Genomic DNA, 18,585 nt, shown 5'->3' with positions numbered 1-18,585 from the left:
TGCGCGAGAGTCAGACCGAACCGAGACGCGCTGACAGACAGCGCCGGTAGAGCGTGCTGCGGCTGATCCCGAGACGGTGGGCCGCCTGCGAGACGTTGCCGCCGCTGGCCGCGAGCGCCGCGAGCATCGCGTCTCGGGCGATCGCGTCGAGATGGCCGGTGCCAGGCTGAGGCGCAGTGCGCCTCGCGGCTTTCAGGTCGGCCGGCAGGGCATCGACGGTCACGGTCTCGCCCGGCTCGGCGAGTGCGCGCAGGGCTCGTAGCGTGCCGACGAGCTGTCGGAAGTTGCCGGGCCATTCGCAGGCCGACAATGCCGCCTCGCAATCGGGCGAGAGGGTGACCTCGCTGCCTGCGAGGCTCCGCCAGATCGTCCGTACAAGGGCGAGGCGGTCGTCCAGCACCCGCAGGGGCGGCAGGGCGACCGTGTAGGTGGCGATGCGGAAATACAGGTCGGCGCGAAACGCCTGCCGCTCGACGAGTTCGGGCAGAGCACGATGGGTCGCGCAGATCAAGGCGACGTCGAGGGGCACGGGCCGGCTCGCACCCACCGGCACGACCTCGCGCTCCTGGAGCACGCGCAGCAGGCGCGATTGCAGGGTGAGCGGCATGTCGCCGATCTCGTCGAGGAAGAGCAGGCCGCCCTCGGCCTCGCGAAGGAGACCTTTGGCGCCAGCCTTCCGCGCGCCCGTGAAAGCCCCTGCCTCGTAGCCGAACAGTTCAGCCTCGATCAGGCTCTCGGGCAGGGCCGCGCAGTTCACGGCGACGAAGGGTCGGCTGCCGCGACGGCTGCGCGCGTGCGCGGCCCGGGCGAACACCTCCTTGCCCGTGCCGGTCTCACCCTGGACGAGGACCGAGACCCCGGCATCGATGAGGCGGACGGTCCGGTCGAGGTCCCGGCGCGTCTCCTCGGAGAGGACGATCTCGGGCGATCGAGCCTCAAGTGATTGAGACTTGAGTAACTGAAACTCGGGTGCCGGTACCGTTCGGTCCTGGCGCCGCGGCAAGTGTTGTGCCGGCTCCCTCGCGATGCGTGCATGGAAGGAGCGGCCGCTCCGGTCGCGCAGCGGCTTCGCCCCGATGCCGAGCCGGCTCCAGTCGGGGAAGAGCGCCGGGAGGGCGAGGCGGTCGAGGCTGTCCCAGCCGAGCCCGAGGAGGCGCAGCCCATGGCGGTTGGCCGCCACGAGGCGACGCTCGTCGAACACCAGCACGCCCTCGCGCGCTGTGCCGACGATGGAGGGATCGGGATGGAGGCGAAGGATCTCGCAGCCCGAGAAAGCCCCCTCGAAGGCCCTGTGCTCGATCCCATCCACGGCGAGCTGCAGCAAGCCAAGACTGTGCGAGAGATGCCGCGTGGCCGGGCCGGAGAGGTCGAGGACGCCCTTTACGGCACCGCGCGGGCCGAAGATCGGCATGGCGGCGCAGCTCAGGATGTGATGTCCCTCGAAATAGTGCTCCGCCCCCCGAACCTCGACGGGGCCGCGCTCGATGAGGGCCGCGCCGATGGCGTTCGTCCCCGTTGCCGCCTCGCACCAGGGCACGCCGGGGCGTAGGGCAACCTGCATGGCGCGCGCCGCGAAATCGGTGCTGCCGAGGCTGTCGAGGATGACCCCCTCGGGGTCCGCGAGGATGACGATGCTGCCATTGGCGGCCGCCTCGGCGTGGAGGGTCTCGACCTCCGGCCGGCAGATCCGGCGAAGATCACCGCTGCGCTCCACCGCCTGCCGCAGGGCATGATCGGGTATCGGCTCCACGGTCGGCCGACTGCTGCCGTCGAGGCCGGCCTCGGCACAGCGCAGCCAGGACCGAAGGATCGGCTCGGGCAGGTCATGACGGTCTTCCAGGGATTGCCGCCGAGCCGCCAGGAGAGTGTCCGTCGCCATCGCTTCTCGCCCGAAGGTCACCTGCTTGTCATGACGATCACCTGCCCGTCATGCAGCGTGTTGCAGGATGCGACACCTGTCGCAGGTGTCGCGGGCCGAGTCGAGCGGGAGCGTGCGACGAAGGATGAAAATGAAAGCCCCCCCTCGGCAGTTCGAGGGGTAAAACCCATTGAGCCGCGAGTTTTATCAATAACTTACCGCGATGCACAAGAATAGGCGGCGGGTCGTCGGCTCGTTTGGCACGGGCCCTGCCATGGGCTACAAGGTCTCAATAAATCAAAAGGAGGATTCGCCATGAACAAGCCAGAATTTCTGGGCTCCAGCCTGAAGTCGCCGTTCGCGGCCCGCTACGACAACTTCATCGGCGGCCAGTGGGTTGCGCCGGTGAACGGCCGCTATTTCGAGAACACCTCGCCGATCAACGGCCGCGTGATCTGCGAAGTCGCCCGCTCGGACGCCCAGGACGTCGATAAGGCCCTCGATGCCGCCCACGCCGCCAAGGAAGCCTGGGGCCGCACTTCCGCCGCCGAGCGCGCGCTGATCCTCAACCGGATCGCCGACCGGATGGAGGACAACCTCGACCTCATCGCGCGGGCCGAGACCTGGGACAACGGCAAGCCGATCCGCGAGACGACCCACGCCGATATCCCGCTGGCCATCGACCATTTCCGTTATTTCGCCGGCTGCGTGCGGGCGCAGGAAGGCTCGATCTCCGAGATCGACCACGACACGGTCGCCTACCACTTCCACGAGCCCCTCGGCGTCGTTGGGCAGATCATCCCGTGGAATTTCCCGATCCTGATGGCCGTCTGGAAACTGGCGCCGGCCCTGGCCGCCGGTAACTGCGTCGTCCTGAAGCCCGCCGAGCAGACGCCCGCCTCGATCCTCGTGGTGGCCGAACTGATCGCCGACCTTCTGCCGCCGGGCACCCTCAACATCGTCAACGGGTTCGGCCTCGAATGCGGCAAGCCGCTCGCCTCCTCGCCCCGCATCGCCAAGATCGCCTTCACCGGCGAGACGACGACGGGCCGCCTGATCATGCAATACGCCTCGCAGAACCTCATCCCGGTGACGCTGGAACTCGGCGGCAAGTCGCCGAACATCTTCTTTGCCGATGTCGCCAACGAGGACGACGACTTCTTCGACAAGGCGCTGGAGGGCTTCACGATGTTCGCCCTCAACCAGGGCGAGGTCTGCACCTGCCCGAGCCGGGCGCTGGTCCATGAGTCGATCTACGACCGCTTCATGGAGCGGGCGATCAGCCGCGTCGAGGCCATCGTCCAGGGCTCGCCGCTGGAAGCCTCGACGATGATCGGCGCGCAGGCCTCGAGCGAGCAGCTCGAGAAGATCCTGAGCTACATCGACATCGGCAAGCAGGAGGGCGCCAAGGTGCTCACCGGCGGCGAACGCAACACGCTGGAGGGCGAGTTCGCGGAGGGCTTCTACGTGAAGCCGACCGTGTTCCAGGGTCATAACCGGATGCGGATCTTCCAGGAGGAGATCTTCGGGCCGGTGCTCTCGGTGACGACCTTCAAGGACGATGCCGAGGCGCTCTCGATCGCCAACGATACCCTCTACGGCCTGGGCGCGGGCGTCTGGACCCGCGACGGCAGCCGCGCCTACCGCTTCGGCCGGGCGATCCAGGCCGGCCGCGTCTGGACCAACTGCTACCATGCCTACCCGGCCCACGCGGCCTTCGGCGGCTACAAGCAGTCCGGCATCGGCCGCGAGAACCACAAGATGATGCTCGACCACTACCAGCAGACCAAGAACATGCTGGTCAGCTACTCGGCCAAGAAGCTCGGCTTCTTCTAGGTCTGACACGGCTTAGCGAAGCGCCCCGGCCCACCAGCCGGGGCGTTTTCGTTTCAACGCGGACGACCTAAGTCCGAGCGATCAATCCATGCAGGAACCCACGCCCATGAGCGACGTCACCCTCAGCGATCCCACCACCGCCGACCAGGTCGGCGCCGACGGCACGCCGTTGCGCGTCACCGCGACCCCGGCCGCGCTCGATCTCATCGGTGAGCTGCGCGCCGAGCACGGCCCGGTGATGTTCCACCAGTCCGGGGGCTGCTGCGATGGCTCCTCGCCGATGTGCTACCCGGTCGGCGACTTCCTGACCGGCGACAGCGACGTTCATCTGGGCCAGGTCTCGGGCGCCGATTTCTGGATCAGCCGGCCTCAGTTCGAGGTCTGGAAGCACACCCACCTCATCCTCGACGTGGTGCGCGGCCGCGGCGGCATGTTCTCCCTGGAGAACGGGCGAGACAAGCGCTTCCTGATCCGCTCGCGGCTGTTCACGGCGGCCGAGAACACGGCGCTTGAGGGAGCGTGCCGGCTCTAGCCGGGCGTTACGTGGCGTCGTCGACCTCGGCGATCGACGCCGCCAGACCCCGATACCCCGTCGCCAGCACGTATAACTCGCTCGAATCCGCCCGGCTCGCATTCGGTTTGACGTGGCGCACGGCGCTGAAGTCGCGCTTGAGCTCGGCCAGCAGCGTGCCCTCGGTTCCTCCCTGGAAGACCTTGGCGAGGTAGGTGCCGCCCGGTGCCAGGATCTCGCGGGCGAACTCGGCCGCGGTCTCGGCGAGCCCGATGATGCGCAGATGGTCTGTCTGCTTGTGGCCGGTGGTGTTGGCGGCCATGTCGGACAGGACGAGGTCGGCCTTTCCGCCGAGCAGCTCGGTCAGCACCTCGGGCGCGGTCGGATCGAGGAAGTCGAGGGCGATGAACTCGACCCCCGCCATCGGCTCGATCTCCAGGAGGTCGATGCCGACGATGCGCCCCTCGGGTCCGACGATCTTGGCCGCCACCTGAGACCAGCCGCCGGGGGCGGCGCCGAGGTCGACGATCCTCTGACCCGGTTTCAGGATCTTGAAGCGCTCATCGATCTCGATGAGCTTGAAGGCCGCGCGCGAGCGATAGCCCTCGCGCTTGGCCCGGGCGACGTAGGGATCGTTGAGCTGGCGTTCCAGCCAGCGCTTCTGCGATGCGGTCCGGCCCCGCCCGGTCTTGACCCGCTGCTTGAGCTCGCCCCGCAAGCCTCCGCTGGCACCGCGCCGGTCGCTCACCGGTGGGACCCGCGGCGCCAGACGCCGTCCTCGCGCATCATGTTCATCAAAAGACCTTCGCGCAGGCCGCGGTCGGCGATGCGCAGGCGCTCGGCCGGGAAGGCGCGCCGGATCGCTTCCAGGATGGCGCATCCGGCGAGCACGAGGTCGGCCCGGTCGCGGCCGATGCAGGGATTGTCGGCGCGCTGGTCGAGGCGGGTGTCGAGGAGATCGTCGATGGCGTCCGAGACCTCGCCGCCGCTCATCCAGAGGCCATCGACCCGGCGGCGTTCGTAGCGGGCCAGGCGCAGGTGCATCGCCGCCAGCGTGGTGACCGTGCCGGAGGTGCCGAGCAGGTGGAAATGCCGGGCATTGGCGGCGGGCGCCGCCCGGATCGCGAACCGCGCGAGGAGCTCGGCGACCTCCTCGACCATGCCTTCGAACATCAGTCGCGTCACGTCGGCGGCACCATGGCGTTCAGCCAGGGTGACGACGCCGACCGGCAGGGAATCCCAGGCGCGGATCCGCAGGGTCGGGTCCGCGGACGGGTTGGTCGCCGCGCCGTCGAGCCAGGCGATCTCGGTGGAGCCGCCGCCGATGTCGAAGATGACGACCGATTCCGCGTAAGGATCGGCAAGCGCCGCGCAGCCGGTGACGGCGAGGTAGGCTTCGGTCTGCCGATCGACGATCTCGAGGTCGAGCCCGACCTCCTTCTGCACCCGTTCCACGAACTCGGCGCCGTTCACGGCGAGGCGGCAGGCTTCGGTGGCGATGATCTTGGCACGCCCGACCCCGCGGGCCTCCATCTTGGAGCGGCAGATCCGCAGGGCGTCCAGCGTCCGTACGATGGCCGCCTCGCTCAGGCGGTCCGACGTGCCGAGGCCCTCCCCGAGACGGACGATGCGCGAGAAGGCGTCGATGACCCGAAAACCGTGGGATGCCGCCTCGGCGACCAGAAGGCGGCAATTGTTGGTACCGAGGTCGAGCGCCGCATAGGCATTGCGACGGCCGAGGCGAACCGGGGCGGCAGCGCGAGAAACCACGTCGATCGGTCTCTGGCCGGCGGGCGGGGCCGGCAGGGTCGCCGCACTCTCTTCCCTCATCGGGGGGCCAGGTTCCTCGGTCGCGGCCCAGGGCGCATCGCCCGGCCATCATTCCCGACCGAAACTACAGGGCTTGAGTAGAACTGCAAAGACTTCCTGTCCGGGTGCGCCGCGTTGCACCGGACGGCCCGTACTCTGGGGAGGCGGTCCCGATCCCTAACCCTTGCTGCCTGCGCTCATGCGCGGAACCGGACGCAGGAGGCTCTTGACCTGCGAGAACGGACGCGGCCGGTTGATGACCTCGTCGAGACGCGACCACAGCGTTTTCGGGGAGAACGGCTTGGCGATGATCTCGTTGACGCCGATGGCGATCGCCCGGTCCACCACGTTGCGGCGCGGCTGGGCCAGCATCAGGATGATCGGCACCGTGGGCGAGGGCGAGGTCATCGGCGTCCGGGCAAGGCGGATGAATTCCTCGCCCGACAGGATCGCGAGATCCCAATCGATGATCGTGAGGTCTGGCTTGCTCTCGGCCAGCACGCCGAGCGCCTCGGCGCCGTCGGGCGCTTCGAGGACGCGCTTGATGCCGACGCGCATCAGCATGTCGCGCACGATTCGGCGGATATACAGGCTCTCGTCGACGACGAGGGCCGACAGGTCCGGGAATGATGGGGTTGCGATCATCGCTCGATCGTTCGGGCCTGACGCAATCCGCCGTCGCGTCAGTGCAGACCCTAGAGCAGCATCCTTTTCGCTTCGCTAAAGGAATCGCTGGAATTTCTGATACCAATTCCGATCAGCTTGACCGACCAGTCTGCGATGGACCGGCATGCGACAAAAAAATCGTGAGCGCCGCGGGAAAGTGACGGAACCGAAGGGCGTACGCCGAGATGCGTCTTGCGATTGCGGCAGCTTTCGGTCAGGACTAGGGCGTTATTCTTGGTTACCGCTGCCGGGAACAACGATTCTGTGTCGCGAGGGCCGTCTGGGACGGGGCGTGCGCAGTATCTGAAGACTAATGGACGGCGGACGGTTTTTGGCGAGCTTTCGATGGGACGTGGTCGTGATTTCAGGGGGCCGCAGAAGCGCGGCTTCGATGAGGGTGGAGCCGAGCCTCGGTGGCCGGATCAGGCTCCCCCGAGTGGTGGCTTCGGCGGCGGCTTCAGTGGCGGCGGTTTCGACCGCGGTCCGCCTCGTGCGGCGGCAGCCCCTTCAGGACCGGAGCGCGATGCGACGGTCAAGTGGTTCAACAAGGAGAAGGGCTTCGGTTTCGTCGAGCTGGCTGACGGCTCGGGCGATGCCTTCCTCCACATCCGCGCCGTCGAGGCTGCGGGCCATGCCGATCTCCTGCCGGGCACGCGCCTGACGGTTCACACTGCTCAGGGCCAGAAGGGTCCGCAGGTCACCGACGTCACCAGCGTCGACACATCCACGGCCGAGGCGGCTCCCCCGCCGCGTGAGGCTCGTCCCCCGCGTTCGGGCGGCTTCGGTGGTGGCGACCGTTACGGCAGCGCTGGTGGCGGAGGCGGCTATGGCGGCGGTGGCGACCGTTACGGGGCTCCTGCCGGCGGCGGTGGAGGCGGGCGTTTCGCCAGCGGTCCGTCCACCGAGATGAGCGGCACCGTGAAGTGGTACGATCCGGCGAAGGGCTTCGGCTTCGTCTCCGTGAACGATGGCGGCAAGGATGTGTTCGTGCATCGCTCCGCCCTGTCGCGGGCCGGGCTCGAATCGCTTGCCGAAGGCCAGCAGGTCGTGCTCGGCGTCGTCGAGGGCCAGAAGGGCCGCGAGGCCCAGAGCGTCCAGGTCGACGACTGATCCGGTTTGGACAGCGGGGTCGTTCCGCTGCCGTCACACTGATCCTCGATTGACGAGCGGCGGCCGAAGGGCCGCCGTTTGCCGTTCGAGAGCCTACATCGCCGGGGAATGCGAATGCGCAGCCTGTCCGTCGTGATCGTCGTTGTCACCGTATCGATGGGTGGGGCCGGAGCTGCCCGGTCCGAGGATTTCACCGGGTTCTACGCCGGCGTGAATGCCGGCTACGCCTTCGGCAAGGACAAGCGGGACAATGTCCCCGCGGAGGGCATCGCGTCGCTGGGACGAACCACTGCACCGAGCCTGCCGCCGAGTGCACTCAATGCGGTGCGGACGATGAAACTTCCGATGAAGGCCACGGAGACACCGCCGCTCCTTCGTTGATCCGGGACTTCACCAGCATCCCGAGGGCAACAAAAAAGGCCGCCCTTTCGGACGGCCCCTTCCGTTGCGACTTCGCCGGCTGACGATCAGCGCGAATAGAACTCGATGACGAGGTTCGGTTCCATCTGAACCGGATAGGGAACCTCGCCTAGACCCGGAACGCGGGCGACGCGTGCGGTCATCTTGGAGTGATCGACCTCGATGTAGTCGGGCACGTCACGCTCGGCGAGCTGGACCGCCACGACGACGATCTCGAGCTGCTTGGAGGATTCCTTCACCTCGATCACGTCGCCCGGCTTCACGAGATAGCTCGCGATGTTCACGCGCTGACCGTTGACCTTGATGTGACCGTGGTTGACGAACTGGCGCGCGGCGAACGGGGTCGGCACGAACTTGGCGCGGTAGACCACGGCGTCGAGGCGGCGCTCGAGCAGGCCGATCAGGTTCTCGCCCGAATCGCCACGCAGGCGGATCGCCTCGGCGTAGTAACGGCGGAACTGCTTCTCGGTGATGTTGGCGTAGTAGCCCTTGAGCTTCTGCTTGGCGCGCAGCTGCGTGCCGAAGTCGGACATCTTGCCCTTGCGGCGCTGGCCGTGCTGGCCCGGGCCGTATTCGCGGCGATTGACGGGGCTCTTGGGCCGGCCCCAGATGTTCTGGCCCATGCGGCGATCGAGCTTATGCTTCGCCTGAATGCGTTTTGACATCGCGGTTCCTCTCAGCAGCTGAGATGAGATGAGGAACGCGCCCTCCTCTTCCCTCGCGGCGCTTGGCCGGACCGGGACGACAGAGCGGGGTGTTGCCGCTCACGGGTGCGCTTGAAAACGTCACGGGGCCCCTCGCGGAGCCCCGTAACCAGCGCGTCCTTAGTTGAGAAGCCGGCTCTGGTCAATCTGTTCAGGCGGTGTCACGACCGAGCGGCATCGCTTCGACGACGACCTCGCGGATACCGCGCGTGGCAAGCGAGTGGCGCAGGGGCGTGCTCACCGCCTCACCACCGGTGAAGATCGCCCGAACTGGCATCCGCATCAAATCGGCCTCCTCCGGTGCCGGGCCGAGGAGCTGGAGCACCCGGCGGGCGATCGCGGGGGACGGATCGATCCAGGTCACCGGCCAGGGCGCCAGGCGCTCGAACCGCGCCAGGAGCAGCGGGTAATGGGTGCAGGCGAGGCAGACGACGTCGGTCCGACGTCCGTCGGGTGCCGTGACGAAGCAGCCGGCGATCTCGGCGGCCAGCGACGCGTCGTCGATCGCCTGGCCCGCGAGCTCGGCCTCGGCGAAGTTCGCGAGGTTCGGGGCTCCGACCAGCGTCACGTCGCAGGTGCCCGCGTAGGTGGCGATGAGATCGTGCGTGTAGGCGCGCGCCACGGTGCCGGGGGTGGCGAGCAGCGAGATCATTCCCGTGCGCGTCGCGGCGGCGGCAGGCTTGATCGGCGGCACCACGCCGACGAAGGGCATCGGGAAGCGCGCTCGCAGGGACGGCAGAACCAGGGTCGAAGCGGTGTTGCAGGCCACCACCACGAGGTCGGGGGCGTGGCGGGCGATCAGACGCCCCATCACGCAGAGCACCCGCGCCACGAGGATCGCTTCCGGCAGGCGGCCATACGGGAAGGCCGCGTCGTCGGCGGCGTAGACGTAGGCCGCATCGGGCCGCGCGTGGCGGACCTGCTCGAACACCGTGAGCCCACCGAGCCCCGAATCGAACACCAGGATCGTCGGCTCGGGTGTCGAGGCCGTCACCGCGGCGGATGTTGTCGTTCCGGCCATGAGATCGATCGGCATGAGGGTCTCGCGCGATACCCGATGACACATCAGTGTCGGCGCAAGAGGGTTAAGGACAGCTGACCACGGCAGGAAAAAGGCTCCCCTTCCTCATGGCATCGAGCCTCATGCACCGAGGGCGCGGCAACGCGGATGGCATTGCAACCGTTGCCGAATGGGCGCGGGCACATATGTCCATGCGGTCCGAGTACAGGGAGTCCCGACATGGCAGCCACGGCCGCACTTCGCGATGCGCAACAGGGCCGGGTTGCCTTCCCGCCGCCGAGCCTCGCGGCGCGGCCGATCGATCGCGCCGCCTGGATCGCTGCCTTCCGCCATGTCCGCGACGAGACCGAGCGCCGGGCTGCTCCTCTCTCCCCGGAAGACCAGCAGATCCAGTCGATGGCGGATGCCAGCCCGACGAAGTGGCACCGGGCGCATACGACCTGGTTCTTTGAGCAGTTCCTGCTCAGCGAGCACCTGCCGGGCTTCCGCGTCTATGACGAGCGGCTGCACTACCTGTTCAATTCCTACTATGTCGCCGCCGGCCCGCGGCAGCCGCGGATCATGCGCGGGCTGATCACGCGGCCGACCGGCGAGGAGGTCGCGGCCTACCGGGCCCATGTCGACGAGGCCGTGGAGACGCTGCTGGCGCAGGCGTCCGACGCGACGCTGGAGGCCCTGCTGCCGGTGGTCGAGATCGGCCTCTATCATGAGCAGCAGCACCAGGAACTGCTGATCACCGACATCCTTCACGCTTTCGCGCAGAACCCGCTTCAGCCGGCCTACGACGAGGCTTGGCGTTTTCCCGCGCCTGAAGCCGCGACCGGCACCGTCGACCTCGCAGGCGGCGTCACCCGGATCGGGCATGAGGGCGACGGCTTTTCCTTCGACAACGAGTCGCCCCGCCACGACGTCCTGATCCTGCCCTGCGCCGTCGACCGGGCGCTGGTGACGAACCGGCAATGGCAGGCCTTCATGGAGGATGGCGGCTATGACCGGCCTGAGCTCTGGCTCTCCGACGGCTTTATCGCAGCGCAGTCGGAAGGCTGGGAGGCGCCCGGCTATTGGCAGCGCGGCGTCGACGGCTGGTCCACCATGACTCTGGCCGGGCTCAAGGCCGTCGATCCCACCTTGCCCGTGACCCATGTCAGCTATTACGAGGCCGACGCTTATGCGCGCTGGGCCGTGCGCGACCTGCCCACCGAGTTCGAGTGGGAGGTAGCGGCCAGGGACGGCCGGCTCGCCGACGCCTTCGGCTCGGTCTGGCAATGGACCCGTAGCGCCTACACCGCCTATCCGGGCTACCGTCCGGTGTCCGGCGCGCTCGGCGAGTACAACGGCAAGTTCATGTCGAACCAGTTCGTCCTGCGTGGATCGTCGGTGGCGACGGCCGAGGGCCATGCCCGCATCGGCTATCGCAACTTCTTCTACCCCCATCAGCGTTGGCAGTTCACCGGGCTCCGGCTCGCCCATTACGGCGACTGATTCCAAACCGCCTCAGCGTTCCTTTCCGCGTTCTCTTGCCGCGTTCCTGGAGACGACCCCGTGACCATCAATCCCGTCTTCACGGATGCGAGCCCGCTCGCGCCGGTCCCGCCAGAGCAGCAATTCTTCACGGATGTCGTCAGCGGTCTATCGGCAGGCCAGAAATACCTGTCCGCGAAGTACTTCTACGATGCCGCCGGCTCAGACCTGTTCGAGGCGATCACCCGGCAACTGGAATACTATCCGACCCGGACCGAGCTCGGAATCCTCGACGCCGAAGGACCGGCGATCGCGGCGTCGCTGCCTCAGAGAGCCGACCTCGTGGAGTTCGGCAGCGGATCCACCGTCAAGGTCAGGCGCCTGTTGCGGCATCTGCCGGATCTCTCCGCCTACGTGCCGGTGGACGTCTCCGAGAGTTTCCTGCTCAGCGAGGCCGAGGCGCTCGTGAAGGATTTCCCTCGCATCGCCATCGAGCCCGTGGCCGCGGATTTCACCCGGCCCTTCACCCTGCCTGACAGCCTACATGGCGAAGCCGTCGCCGGGTTCTTTCCCGGTTCGACCATCGGTAATTTCGAGCCGCAACAGGCGACCCAGCTTCTTGCACATTTCGGTCGCGTGCTCGGGCGCGACGCCACTCTGATCGTCGGTGTCGACCTCGTGAAGGATGTCGGCATCCTGGAAGCGGCCTATGACGATGCGGCCGGCGTGACAGCCGCGTTCAACCTGAATCTTCTCACTCGCATCAACCGCGAACTCGACGGCGATTTCGCGCTCGAGGACTTCACCCACCGGGCTTTCTTCAACCCGCGCGCCTCGCGCATCGAGATGCATCTCGTCAGCATGAAGGCACAGACCGTCAGGGTCGCGGAACGGTCGTTCGCATTCGCGCAAGGCGAGTCGATCCATACCGAGAACAGCTACAAGTACACGGTCGCCGGCTTCCGCTCCTTGGCCGTCGAGGCCGGCTGGGAGCCCGGGTCGGTCTGGACGGATGCGGATAACCTGTTCTCGGTCCACGCCCTGAAGCGCCGTTGATCGGCCGCCGCGGCGCGCCGTCAGGGTGCGTCAGGTCCGCTTCTCCATCATCTGCTTGACCTGCATGAGCTGGTCCCAAACCGTTCCCGGCGTGGTTCCGAGGAAGTCGAAGCCGGCGTTGATGCCCCAGAAGATGCCGTACAGGATGAACGGCACGACGATCCAGCCCAGGATCTCCTCGAAGCGGTGCCGTTGGCGCCGCCTGCGCCAGCGTTTCTCTCTGGCCGTCGGCTTCGGGGCGGCTGCCGGGGTCGAGACGGGCGTGAGGGGACCCTCATGCAAGTCGCTCATCCGGTTTCCCCCTGTTCCAGACGCCGAGGCGACGCCCGATGCGTCGCGAATGGATGCGCCCGCCTGACGGGCGCATCCCGGCGCTTGCTAAAGGCCGCCGGCGGAGAAGTCGACTGAGTCGACGGCTACGCCTTGACGAGGGGCACCTTCGGCACCGTGCGCACGCTGCTCGGCCCGCTCCCCTTGTCGTCCTTCTTGTCGTCCTTCTTGCGGACGACGGCACGTGACTTCACGCGCTTGTGCCGCTTGGCGGCGTTGGCCACGTCTTTCTCGGGCTTCGGAGTCACCGGACCGGCCGGGAACTCGAACCCGAGCCCTTCCTTCTCCCCCTCGTCCGGCACCTTCACGATGACCCGGACGGCACCGCCATCCTTAAGACGCCCGAACAGGACCTCGTCGGCGAGCGGCGTCTTGATCGTGGATTGGATCAGCCGTGCCATCGGGCGGGCACCCATGGCATCGTCGTAGCCATGCTCCACCAGCCACTCGCGGGCCTCGTCAGACAGTTCGATGGTGACGTTGCGGTCGGCGAGCTGTGCCTCGAGCTGGAGGACGAACTTGTCCACCACCTTGGCCACGACCTCCTTCGGCAGGTGACCGAAGGAGATGATCGCGTCGAGCCGGTTGCGGAATTCCGGAGCGAACAGCTTGTTGATCGCCTCGACGTCGTCGCCGGTGCGCTTCGACTGCGTGAAGCCGTAGGCCGAGCGCGCCATGTCGGCGGCCCCGGCATTGGACGTCATGATGATGATGACGTTGCGGAAATCGACCTGCTTGCCGTTGTGGTCAGTGAGCTTGCCGTGGTCCATCACCTGCAACAGGATGTTGAACAGGTCCGGGTGGGCCTTCTCGATCTCGTCGAGCAGCAGCACGCAGTGCGGGTGTTGGTCGATGCCGTCGGTGAGCAGGCCGCCCTGATCGAAGCCGACATAGCCGGGAGGTGCGCCGATGAGACGGCTCACGGTGTGCCGCTCCATGTATTCCGACATGTCGAAGCGGATCATCTCGACACCCAGGGAGGCGGCGAGCTGCTTGGCGGCTTCGGTCTTGCCGACCCCGGTGGGACCCGCGAACAGATAAGATCCGATCGGCTTGTCCGGATCGCGCAAGCCCGCCCGTGCCAGCTTGATGGCCGAGGTCAGCGCCTCGATGGCATTGGACTGGCCGTAGACGACGCGCCCGAGGTTCTCGGTGAGGTTCTTAAGCACCACCGCGTCGTCCTTCGACACGGTCTTTGGGGGGATGCGGGCCATCGTGGCGATGGTCGCCTCGATCTCCTTGACGCCGATCACGCGCTTGCGGCGCCCCTCCGGCAACAGCATCTGCGATGCGCCGGTCTCGTCGATGACGTCGATAGCTTTGTCCGGCAGCTTGCGATCGTTGATGTAGCGCGCCGACAGTTCCACCGCTGCCTTCACCGCCTCGGTGGTGTATTTGAGCTTGTGGAACTCCTCGAAGTACGGCTTGAGGCCCTTCACGATCTCGATCGCATCCGGGATCGAGGGCTCCTTGACGTCGATCTTCTGGAAACGGCGCACCAGGGCGCGGTCCTTCTCGAAGTACTGGCGGTACTCCTTGTAGGTGGTCGAGCCGATGCACCGCAGCGAGCCGTTGGCCAGAGCGGGCTTCAGGAGGTTCGAGGCATCCATCGCGCCGCCCGACGTGGCGCCGGCGCCGATGACGGTGTGGATCTCGTCGATGAAGAGCACCGCGTTCGGGTGCGCCTCGATCTCCTTCATCACCTGCTTCAACCGCTCCTCGAAGTCGCCGCGATAGCGGGTGCCGGCCAGAAGCGTGCCCATATCGAGGGAGAATACGGTAGCGTCGACGAGCACCTCCGGCACTTCGCCATGGATGATCTTGCGGGCGAGCCCTTCGGCGATCGCCGTCTTGCCGACGCCGGGGTCGCCCACCAGCAGCGGGTTGTTCTTCTGGCGTCGGCACAGGATCTGGATCGTGCGCTGGACCTCGGTCTCGCGACCGATCAGCGGGTCGATCTTGCCGTCGCGCGCCTTCTTGTTGAGGTTCACGCAGTAGGCATCGAGGGCGTCGCCCTTCTTCTTCGTGCGCTCGCCCTCCTCGCCGCTCGGACGCTCGGCCGGGCTCTCCTCCTCGGCGCCCCGTACGGGCTTCGGCTCGGAGGCTCCGGGGCGCTTGGCGATGCCGTGGCTGATGTAGTTGACCGCGTCGTAGCGGGTCATGTCCTGCTCCTGCAGGAAGTAGGCGGCATGGCTCTCGCGCTCGGCGAAGATCGCCACGAGCACGTTGGCGCCCGTCACCTCCTCGCGGCCCGAGGACTGCACGTGGATGACCGCGCGCTGGATGACGCGCTGGAAACCCGCGGTCGGCTTGGCGTCCTGGCGTCCGTCGCCGATCAGGTTCGAAAGTTCGGTATCGACGTACTCGACGAGGCTGCGCTTGAGCGTGTCCACCTCGACATTGCAGGCCCGCATGACCGCCGCCGCATCCTGGTCGTCGACCAGGGCGAGCAGGAGATGTTCCAGCGTCGCATATTCGTGCCGGCGCTCGCCGGCGAGCGCCAGGGCGCGGTGGAGAGCTTGTTCTAGGCTGCGAGAGAAGCTGGGCAAAGCGGGGCCTCTGAGTGGGGTGCCTATTTCTTTTCCATGACGCACTGGAGAGGATGTTGATGTTTGCGCGCGAAGTCCATGACCTGCGTCACCTTGGTCTCGGCGACTTCGTAGGTAAACACCCCGCATTCGCCCACGCCATTGTGATGCACGTGCATCATGATCTGGTACGCGTCTTCCTGGGATTTGTTGAAGAATTTTTCGACCACGTGCACGACGAATTCCATCGGCGTGTAGTCGTCGTTCAGGAGGAGCACCCGGTAGAGGCTCGGCCGCTTCGTCCGCGTCTTGGTGCGAGTGATGATCGCGGTGCCCGAGCGGCCGTCATCGCCTCCGTTTGGCCCGCGCGGGTCGGATGCGTGGACAGGCGTGGCGCCGCGGTGGGCCGAGGGACGACGCATCGTCGCCCCGTCCTGGATCAGGACGTGAAACATCTGAATCGAATCGACCCCGTCTTGCGGCATGCTGCTCGTGAAGCTGCTGGTCCGCGGGGCGCGCCGGCGAGGCGCGCTCGCATCGACGTCAATCTATAGAGCGTTGGCGGGCTGCGCCAGTCGGCTGCGCGCACTTGTCCTGACCTTCGGCCCTGCCGCAGGTCGTCGACGGAGAGGACCATCCCGTCGAGGCCGGGAGGTTGCGAGGGAGCGACGGGCTCCCTCGCATGATGCGTGATCCGTCACCGCAAGGGCGTGACGTCAGGCGGCAACGGGCAGCTTGCCGGGCATCATGCCGTCGATGGGCTTGCCGATCTCCTTGCCGATCTCCGTGGCAAACCCTGTGTAGAGCTCGGTCATGACCTTGGCTTGGGCCATCAGGCGCTCGTAGGAGCCCTTCAGGTACGCGGTCTGGATCTCCATGGCGGCCTGGGGCGTCGATGCCTTGGCCAGGGCTTGCATCGTCGAGCTTCCATGGCTGATCGACTGCTTGGCGAAATCGGCCCACTCGATGCCCATGGTCTGGGCCGTCTTCGAGAGGGTGCCGACGCTCTTCAGCATCATGTCCATGCCACCCTGGCCCATGTCCCGGACCTTGTCGAAGGCGGCTTTGTCGAAGGGTTTCGTCATCATGGATTTGCCGCGCCCCATCGGGCACGCCTCCTGGAAAGAGGGGTCAGACGTACCGGCCACGATCCTGCATCGACCGCGCGGCGACGGTAGTATGTGCAATGCACCATTGTCGATCAAGATCGATGTTGCATTGCACCATAAGCCGATAATCCGCTGCGCTGCATTAACCCGCCCGTAACCGCATCCTCCTAGCCTGATTGACAGATGTTGCGGGGTTACGGCGGCCCGTCCGCCAGCCTCGCGAAAGGGTTGCGTTGCCGGTCGGCCCAGTGCCGTTCCGGCCGAGGGCAGAGTGTCGTGATGCGTAGCGTTCGAAGCCCGGCTCAGCCGTCGCGGACCTTGCCGGCCCTGTTGGCCGCCACCGCCCTGATCGCCGCCACCACCGTATCGGCCGAGGCCCGCCGCGGCCGGCACCATCGCCCGTCCGGCGGCTACAACCCGCCCTACGCCGCCATGGTGGTCGACGTGAAGACGGGGCGCACCCTGCACGCCGTCAACGAGGACGCGCTGCGCCATCCGGCCTCGATCACCAAGGTGATGACCCTCTACATGCTGTTCGAGCAGCTCGAGCGCGGCCGCTACACCCTGGAATCGCCGCTGACGGTCTCGGCCTATGCGGCGGCGCGGTCGCCATCGAAGCTCGGCTTCCGCCCCGGCGCCACCATCGACGTCGAGGACGCGATCAAAGCGATCGTGACGAAATCGGCCAACGACGTCGCCTGCGCCATCGGCGAGAACATCGCCGGCTCGGAGGGCCGTTTCGCCGACCTCATGACTCGCAAGGCCCGGTCGCTCGGCATGTCCCGGACGAACTTCGTCAACGCCTCGGGCCTTCCGGATTCAGACCAGATCACCACGGCGCGCGACCTCGCGATCCTCGCCCGTGCGATCCAGGACAGGTTCCCGCGCTATTACCGCTACTTCCAGACACGGTCCTTCGCCTTCCACGGCCGGACCATCGGCAACCACAACCGTCTCCTCGGCACCGTCGAGGGAGTCGACGGCATCAAGACCGGCTACACCCGCGATTCCGGCTTCAACCTGATGACGGCGGCGCGACTCGACGACCGCCAGATCGTGGCGATCGTCCTCGGCGGCAAGTCGGGGGCGAGCCGCGACCGGATCATGGCCGATCTCGTCCGTTCCAGCCTGCCGCGGGCCTATGCCGGCAACCGTCAGACTCCCGCCATCGTCGAGGTCGCCGAGCGCGCCCGCCCCGCGGTGATCGCCGACGCCGACTCGCGCACCCGCACGCAAATCGCGACCGCCGACGACGAGGACGTGGTGACGACGGCCTCGACGAACGGCGGACAGCCGCTCGACATCATGCCGTCCCGCACCACGACGCCGGGAAGCGCCTTCGGGAAGCCACGCACCGTCCCGGGCAACGCCCAAGCCTATGCCCAGGCGGTCGGCCAACCGACCTTCCCGGGCTCGGGCAAGGTCGAGGCCCGCCTCGCCTCCGTCGACGCACCGTCCCGCTCCGAGGGCAGGTCGGAGATCCGATCGCCTGCCCTGCCACGGATCACGCCCACGGCGTGGGTCATCCAGCTCGGCGCCATGGACGACGAGGACAAGGCGAAGTCGATGCTGAGCGCCGCGCGCTCTCGCGCCGGCGGCGCACTGGCCAAGGCGGCGCCCTACACCGTCAAGGTCGAGCATGCCGGCGCCACGCTGTATCGGGCCCGGTTCTCGGGCTTCGCCGAGCAGGACGCTGCCCAGGACGCCTGCAACGCCCTGAAGCGCAACGGCTTCAACTGTTTCGCCACCCGCAGCTGATCCCGGCGGCGCCGATCGTTCGGCAGCGCCCGGATCGTCATTTTACGAGTTCCGTGCGGACGCGACGAGCGCCCGTGCGTGCGATGCGACGTCTTCGTTTTGTCCCCTGGCAACGCGCGTGGAGTTTCAGCGATGTCGGTTCGTCAGCCTGTCCCGGGCCGCGTTGATGCGCGCCGCACCCTCGACGGTTCCGCCCTGGTCGGGGTGAGACCGCTTCATCAGCGCCCGGTGGGCGGCCCGGATCTCCTCCAGGGTCGCCCCGCGCTCAAGCCCCAGGATCTGATAGGCCTCCTCCTGCGTCATCGCCCCTGGGTCAGGCGGGCGGCCCGGCCGCGCGTCGCGATCGCGCTCAGCGTCTATACGCCAGCCGGCGTGCCGGCCGTCGAGATACGCCTCTAGGAGCCGGGC

18 protein-coding genes are annotated in these 18,585 nt (G+C 67.2%); 7 read left to right on the top strand and 11 right to left on the bottom strand.

Annotated features, from left to right (window positions below):
* Positions 1-10: 10 nt before the first annotated feature.
* Entirely contained in the window at positions 11-1,879 is a 1,869-nt protein-coding gene (locus tag ACFE7U_RS10360) for a sigma-54-dependent Fis family transcriptional regulator (protein ID WP_375409639.1), read from the bottom strand.
* A gap of 294 nt (positions 1,880-2,173) precedes the next feature.
* Here ACFE7U_RS10360 and adh point away from each other — a divergent pair, with 294 nt between their 5' ends.
* Both adh and ACFE7U_RS10350 read left to right on the top strand, forming a co-directional pair.
* Positions 2,174-3,694, top strand: coding sequence for an aldehyde dehydrogenase (adh, locus tag ACFE7U_RS10355; RefSeq protein ID WP_375409638.1), 1,521 nt, complete (start codon positions 2,174-2,176; stop codon positions 3,692-3,694).
* A gap of 106 nt (positions 3,695-3,800) precedes the next feature.
* Positions 3,801-4,226, top strand: a complete 426-nt coding sequence (locus ACFE7U_RS10350) for a DUF779 domain-containing protein (protein WP_375409637.1) — start codon at positions 3,801-3,803, stop codon at positions 4,224-4,226.
* A 7-nt stretch (positions 4,227-4,233) separates the two neighbouring features.
* On the opposite strand, the gene ACFE7U_RS10345 is transcribed toward ACFE7U_RS10350, so the two are convergent.
* From ACFE7U_RS10345 to ACFE7U_RS10335, 3 genes are all read right to left on the bottom strand, one after another.
* Positions 4,234-4,953 carry an RlmE family RNA methyltransferase gene (locus tag ACFE7U_RS10345; protein WP_375409636.1) on the bottom strand — a complete coding sequence of 240 codons (720 nt, stop codon included), beginning with the start codon at positions 4,951-4,953 and terminating at the stop codon, positions 4,234-4,236.
* Entirely contained in the window at positions 4,950-6,035 is a 1,086-nt protein-coding gene (locus tag ACFE7U_RS10340) for a Ppx/GppA phosphatase family protein (RefSeq protein ID WP_375409635.1), read from the bottom strand. The genes ACFE7U_RS10345 and ACFE7U_RS10340 overlap by 4 nt, the downstream gene beginning before the upstream one ends.
* Before the next feature lie 156 nt (positions 6,036-6,191).
* Positions 6,192-6,659: a response regulator gene (locus ACFE7U_RS10335; RefSeq protein ID WP_375409634.1), complete on the bottom strand. Its 468-nt coding sequence runs from the start codon at positions 6,657-6,659 to the stop codon at positions 6,192-6,194.
* A gap of 366 nt (positions 6,660-7,025) precedes the next feature.
* Here ACFE7U_RS10335 and ACFE7U_RS10330 point away from each other — a divergent pair, with 366 nt between their 5' ends.
* Both ACFE7U_RS10330 and ACFE7U_RS10325 read left to right on the top strand, forming a co-directional pair.
* Positions 7,026-7,790, top strand: coding sequence for a cold-shock protein (locus tag ACFE7U_RS10330; protein WP_375409633.1), 765 nt, complete (start codon positions 7,026-7,028; stop codon positions 7,788-7,790).
* 114 nt (positions 7,791-7,904) lie between these two features.
* On the top strand, positions 7,905-8,171 hold the full coding sequence (locus ACFE7U_RS10325; RefSeq protein WP_375409632.1) for a hypothetical protein: 267 nt from the start codon (positions 7,905-7,907) through the stop codon (positions 8,169-8,171).
* 86 nt (positions 8,172-8,257) lie between these two features.
* Here ACFE7U_RS10325 and rpsD read toward each other — a convergent pair whose 3' ends face one another.
* Positions 8,258-8,875, bottom strand: coding sequence for a 30S ribosomal protein S4 (gene rpsD, locus ACFE7U_RS10320; protein ID WP_375409631.1), 618 nt, complete (start codon positions 8,873-8,875; stop codon positions 8,258-8,260).
* A gap of 190 nt (positions 8,876-9,065) precedes the next feature.
* On the bottom strand, positions 9,066-9,950 hold the full coding sequence (gene murI, locus ACFE7U_RS10315) for a glutamate racemase (protein ID WP_375409630.1): 885 nt from the start codon (positions 9,948-9,950) through the stop codon (positions 9,066-9,068).
* 204 nt (positions 9,951-10,154) lie between these two features.
* On the opposite strand from murI, the gene egtB reads away from it, so the two are divergent.
* Positions 10,155-11,417 carry an ergothioneine biosynthesis protein EgtB gene (egtB, locus tag ACFE7U_RS10310; protein WP_375409629.1) on the top strand — a complete coding sequence of 421 codons (1,263 nt, stop codon included), beginning with the start codon at positions 10,155-10,157 and terminating at the stop codon, positions 11,415-11,417.
* Between the two features lie 60 nt (positions 11,418-11,477).
* Positions 11,478-12,452: an L-histidine N(alpha)-methyltransferase gene (egtD, locus tag ACFE7U_RS10305; protein WP_375409628.1), complete on the top strand. Its 975-nt coding sequence runs from the start codon at positions 11,478-11,480 to the stop codon at positions 12,450-12,452.
* 30 nt (positions 12,453-12,482) lie between these two features.
* Here the strand turns inward: egtD and ACFE7U_RS10300 are convergent, their stop codons facing one another.
* From ACFE7U_RS10300 to ACFE7U_RS10285, 4 genes are all read right to left on the bottom strand, one after another.
* Positions 12,483-12,743, bottom strand: coding sequence for a hypothetical protein (locus ACFE7U_RS10300; RefSeq protein WP_375409627.1), 261 nt, complete (start codon positions 12,741-12,743; stop codon positions 12,483-12,485).
* Positions 12,744-12,868: 125 nt separating this feature from the next.
* Positions 12,869-15,331 carry an ATP-dependent Clp protease ATP-binding subunit ClpA gene (clpA, locus tag ACFE7U_RS10295; protein ID WP_375409626.1) on the bottom strand — a complete coding sequence of 821 codons (2,463 nt, stop codon included), beginning with the start codon at positions 15,329-15,331 and terminating at the stop codon, positions 12,869-12,871.
* A 23-nt stretch (positions 15,332-15,354) separates the two neighbouring features.
* A complete protein-coding gene (gene clpS, locus ACFE7U_RS10290; protein ID WP_375409640.1) occupies positions 15,355-15,732 on the bottom strand; it encodes an ATP-dependent Clp protease adapter ClpS in 378 nt (125 codons plus the stop codon).
* Between the two features lie 294 nt (positions 15,733-16,026).
* Positions 16,027-16,416 (bottom strand): phasin family protein, encoded by a 390-nt coding sequence (locus tag ACFE7U_RS10285; RefSeq protein WP_375409625.1) that lies wholly within the window; start codon positions 16,414-16,416, stop codon positions 16,027-16,029.
* A 282-nt stretch (positions 16,417-16,698) separates the two neighbouring features.
* Between ACFE7U_RS10285 and ACFE7U_RS10280 the strand changes: the two genes are divergently transcribed.
* Positions 16,699-18,177 carry a D-alanyl-D-alanine carboxypeptidase gene (locus tag ACFE7U_RS10280; protein WP_375409624.1) on the top strand — a complete coding sequence of 493 codons (1,479 nt, stop codon included), beginning with the start codon at positions 16,699-16,701 and terminating at the stop codon, positions 18,175-18,177.
* Between the two features lie 126 nt (positions 18,178-18,303).
* On the opposite strand, the gene ACFE7U_RS10275 is transcribed toward ACFE7U_RS10280, so the two are convergent.
* Positions 18,304-18,585 (bottom strand): DnaJ domain-containing protein (locus tag ACFE7U_RS10275; RefSeq protein ID WP_375409623.1); only part of this gene is annotated, 282 nt, incomplete at its 5' end.

Origin of the sequence: uncultured Methylobacterium sp., from assembly GCF_964251405.1 — a bacterium.
Taxonomy (GTDB): domain Bacteria; phylum Pseudomonadota; class Alphaproteobacteria; order Rhizobiales; family Beijerinckiaceae; genus Methylobacterium.
The sequence above is the reverse complement of the archived record's forward strand: the minus strand, read 5'-3'. Positions and strand labels throughout refer to the sequence as shown.

Coding starts and splice junctions, on each gene's coding strand:
- ACFE7U_RS10360 (WP_375409639.1), bottom strand. CDS start 1,879: ATGGCGACGGACACTCTCCTGGCGGCTCGGCGGCAATCCCTGGAAGAC.
- adh (WP_375409638.1), top strand. CDS start 2,174: ATGAACAAGCCAGAATTTCTGGGCTCCAGCCTGAAGTCGCCGTTCGCG.
- ACFE7U_RS10350 (WP_375409637.1), top strand. CDS start 3,801: ATGAGCGACGTCACCCTCAGCGATCCCACCACCGCCGACCAGGTCGGC.
- ACFE7U_RS10340 (WP_375409635.1), bottom strand. CDS start 6,035: ATGAGGGAAGAGAGTGCGGCGACCCTGCCGGCCCCGCCCGCCGGCCAG.
- ACFE7U_RS10335 (WP_375409634.1), bottom strand. CDS start 6,659: ATGATCGCAACCCCATCATTCCCGGACCTGTCGGCCCTCGTCGTCGAC.
- ACFE7U_RS10330 (WP_375409633.1), top strand. CDS start 7,026: ATGGGACGTGGTCGTGATTTCAGGGGGCCGCAGAAGCGCGGCTTCGAT.
- ACFE7U_RS10325 (WP_375409632.1), top strand. CDS start 7,905: ATGCGCAGCCTGTCCGTCGTGATCGTCGTTGTCACCGTATCGATGGGT.
- rpsD (WP_375409631.1), bottom strand. CDS start 8,875: ATGTCAAAACGCATTCAGGCGAAGCATAAGCTCGATCGCCGCATGGGC.
- murI (WP_375409630.1), bottom strand. CDS start 9,950: ATGCCGATCGATCTCATGGCCGGAACGACAACATCCGCCGCGGTGACG.
- egtB (WP_375409629.1), top strand. CDS start 10,155: ATGGCAGCCACGGCCGCACTTCGCGATGCGCAACAGGGCCGGGTTGCC.
- ACFE7U_RS10300 (WP_375409627.1), bottom strand. CDS start 12,743: ATGAGCGACTTGCATGAGGGTCCCCTCACGCCCGTCTCGACCCCGGCA.
- clpS (WP_375409640.1), bottom strand. CDS start 15,732: ATGCGTCGTCCCTCGGCCCACCGCGGCGCCACGCCTGTCCACGCATCC.
- ACFE7U_RS10285 (WP_375409625.1), bottom strand. CDS start 16,416: ATGGGGCGCGGCAAATCCATGATGACGAAACCCTTCGACAAAGCCGCC.
- ACFE7U_RS10280 (WP_375409624.1), top strand. CDS start 16,699: ATGCGTAGCGTTCGAAGCCCGGCTCAGCCGTCGCGGACCTTGCCGGCC.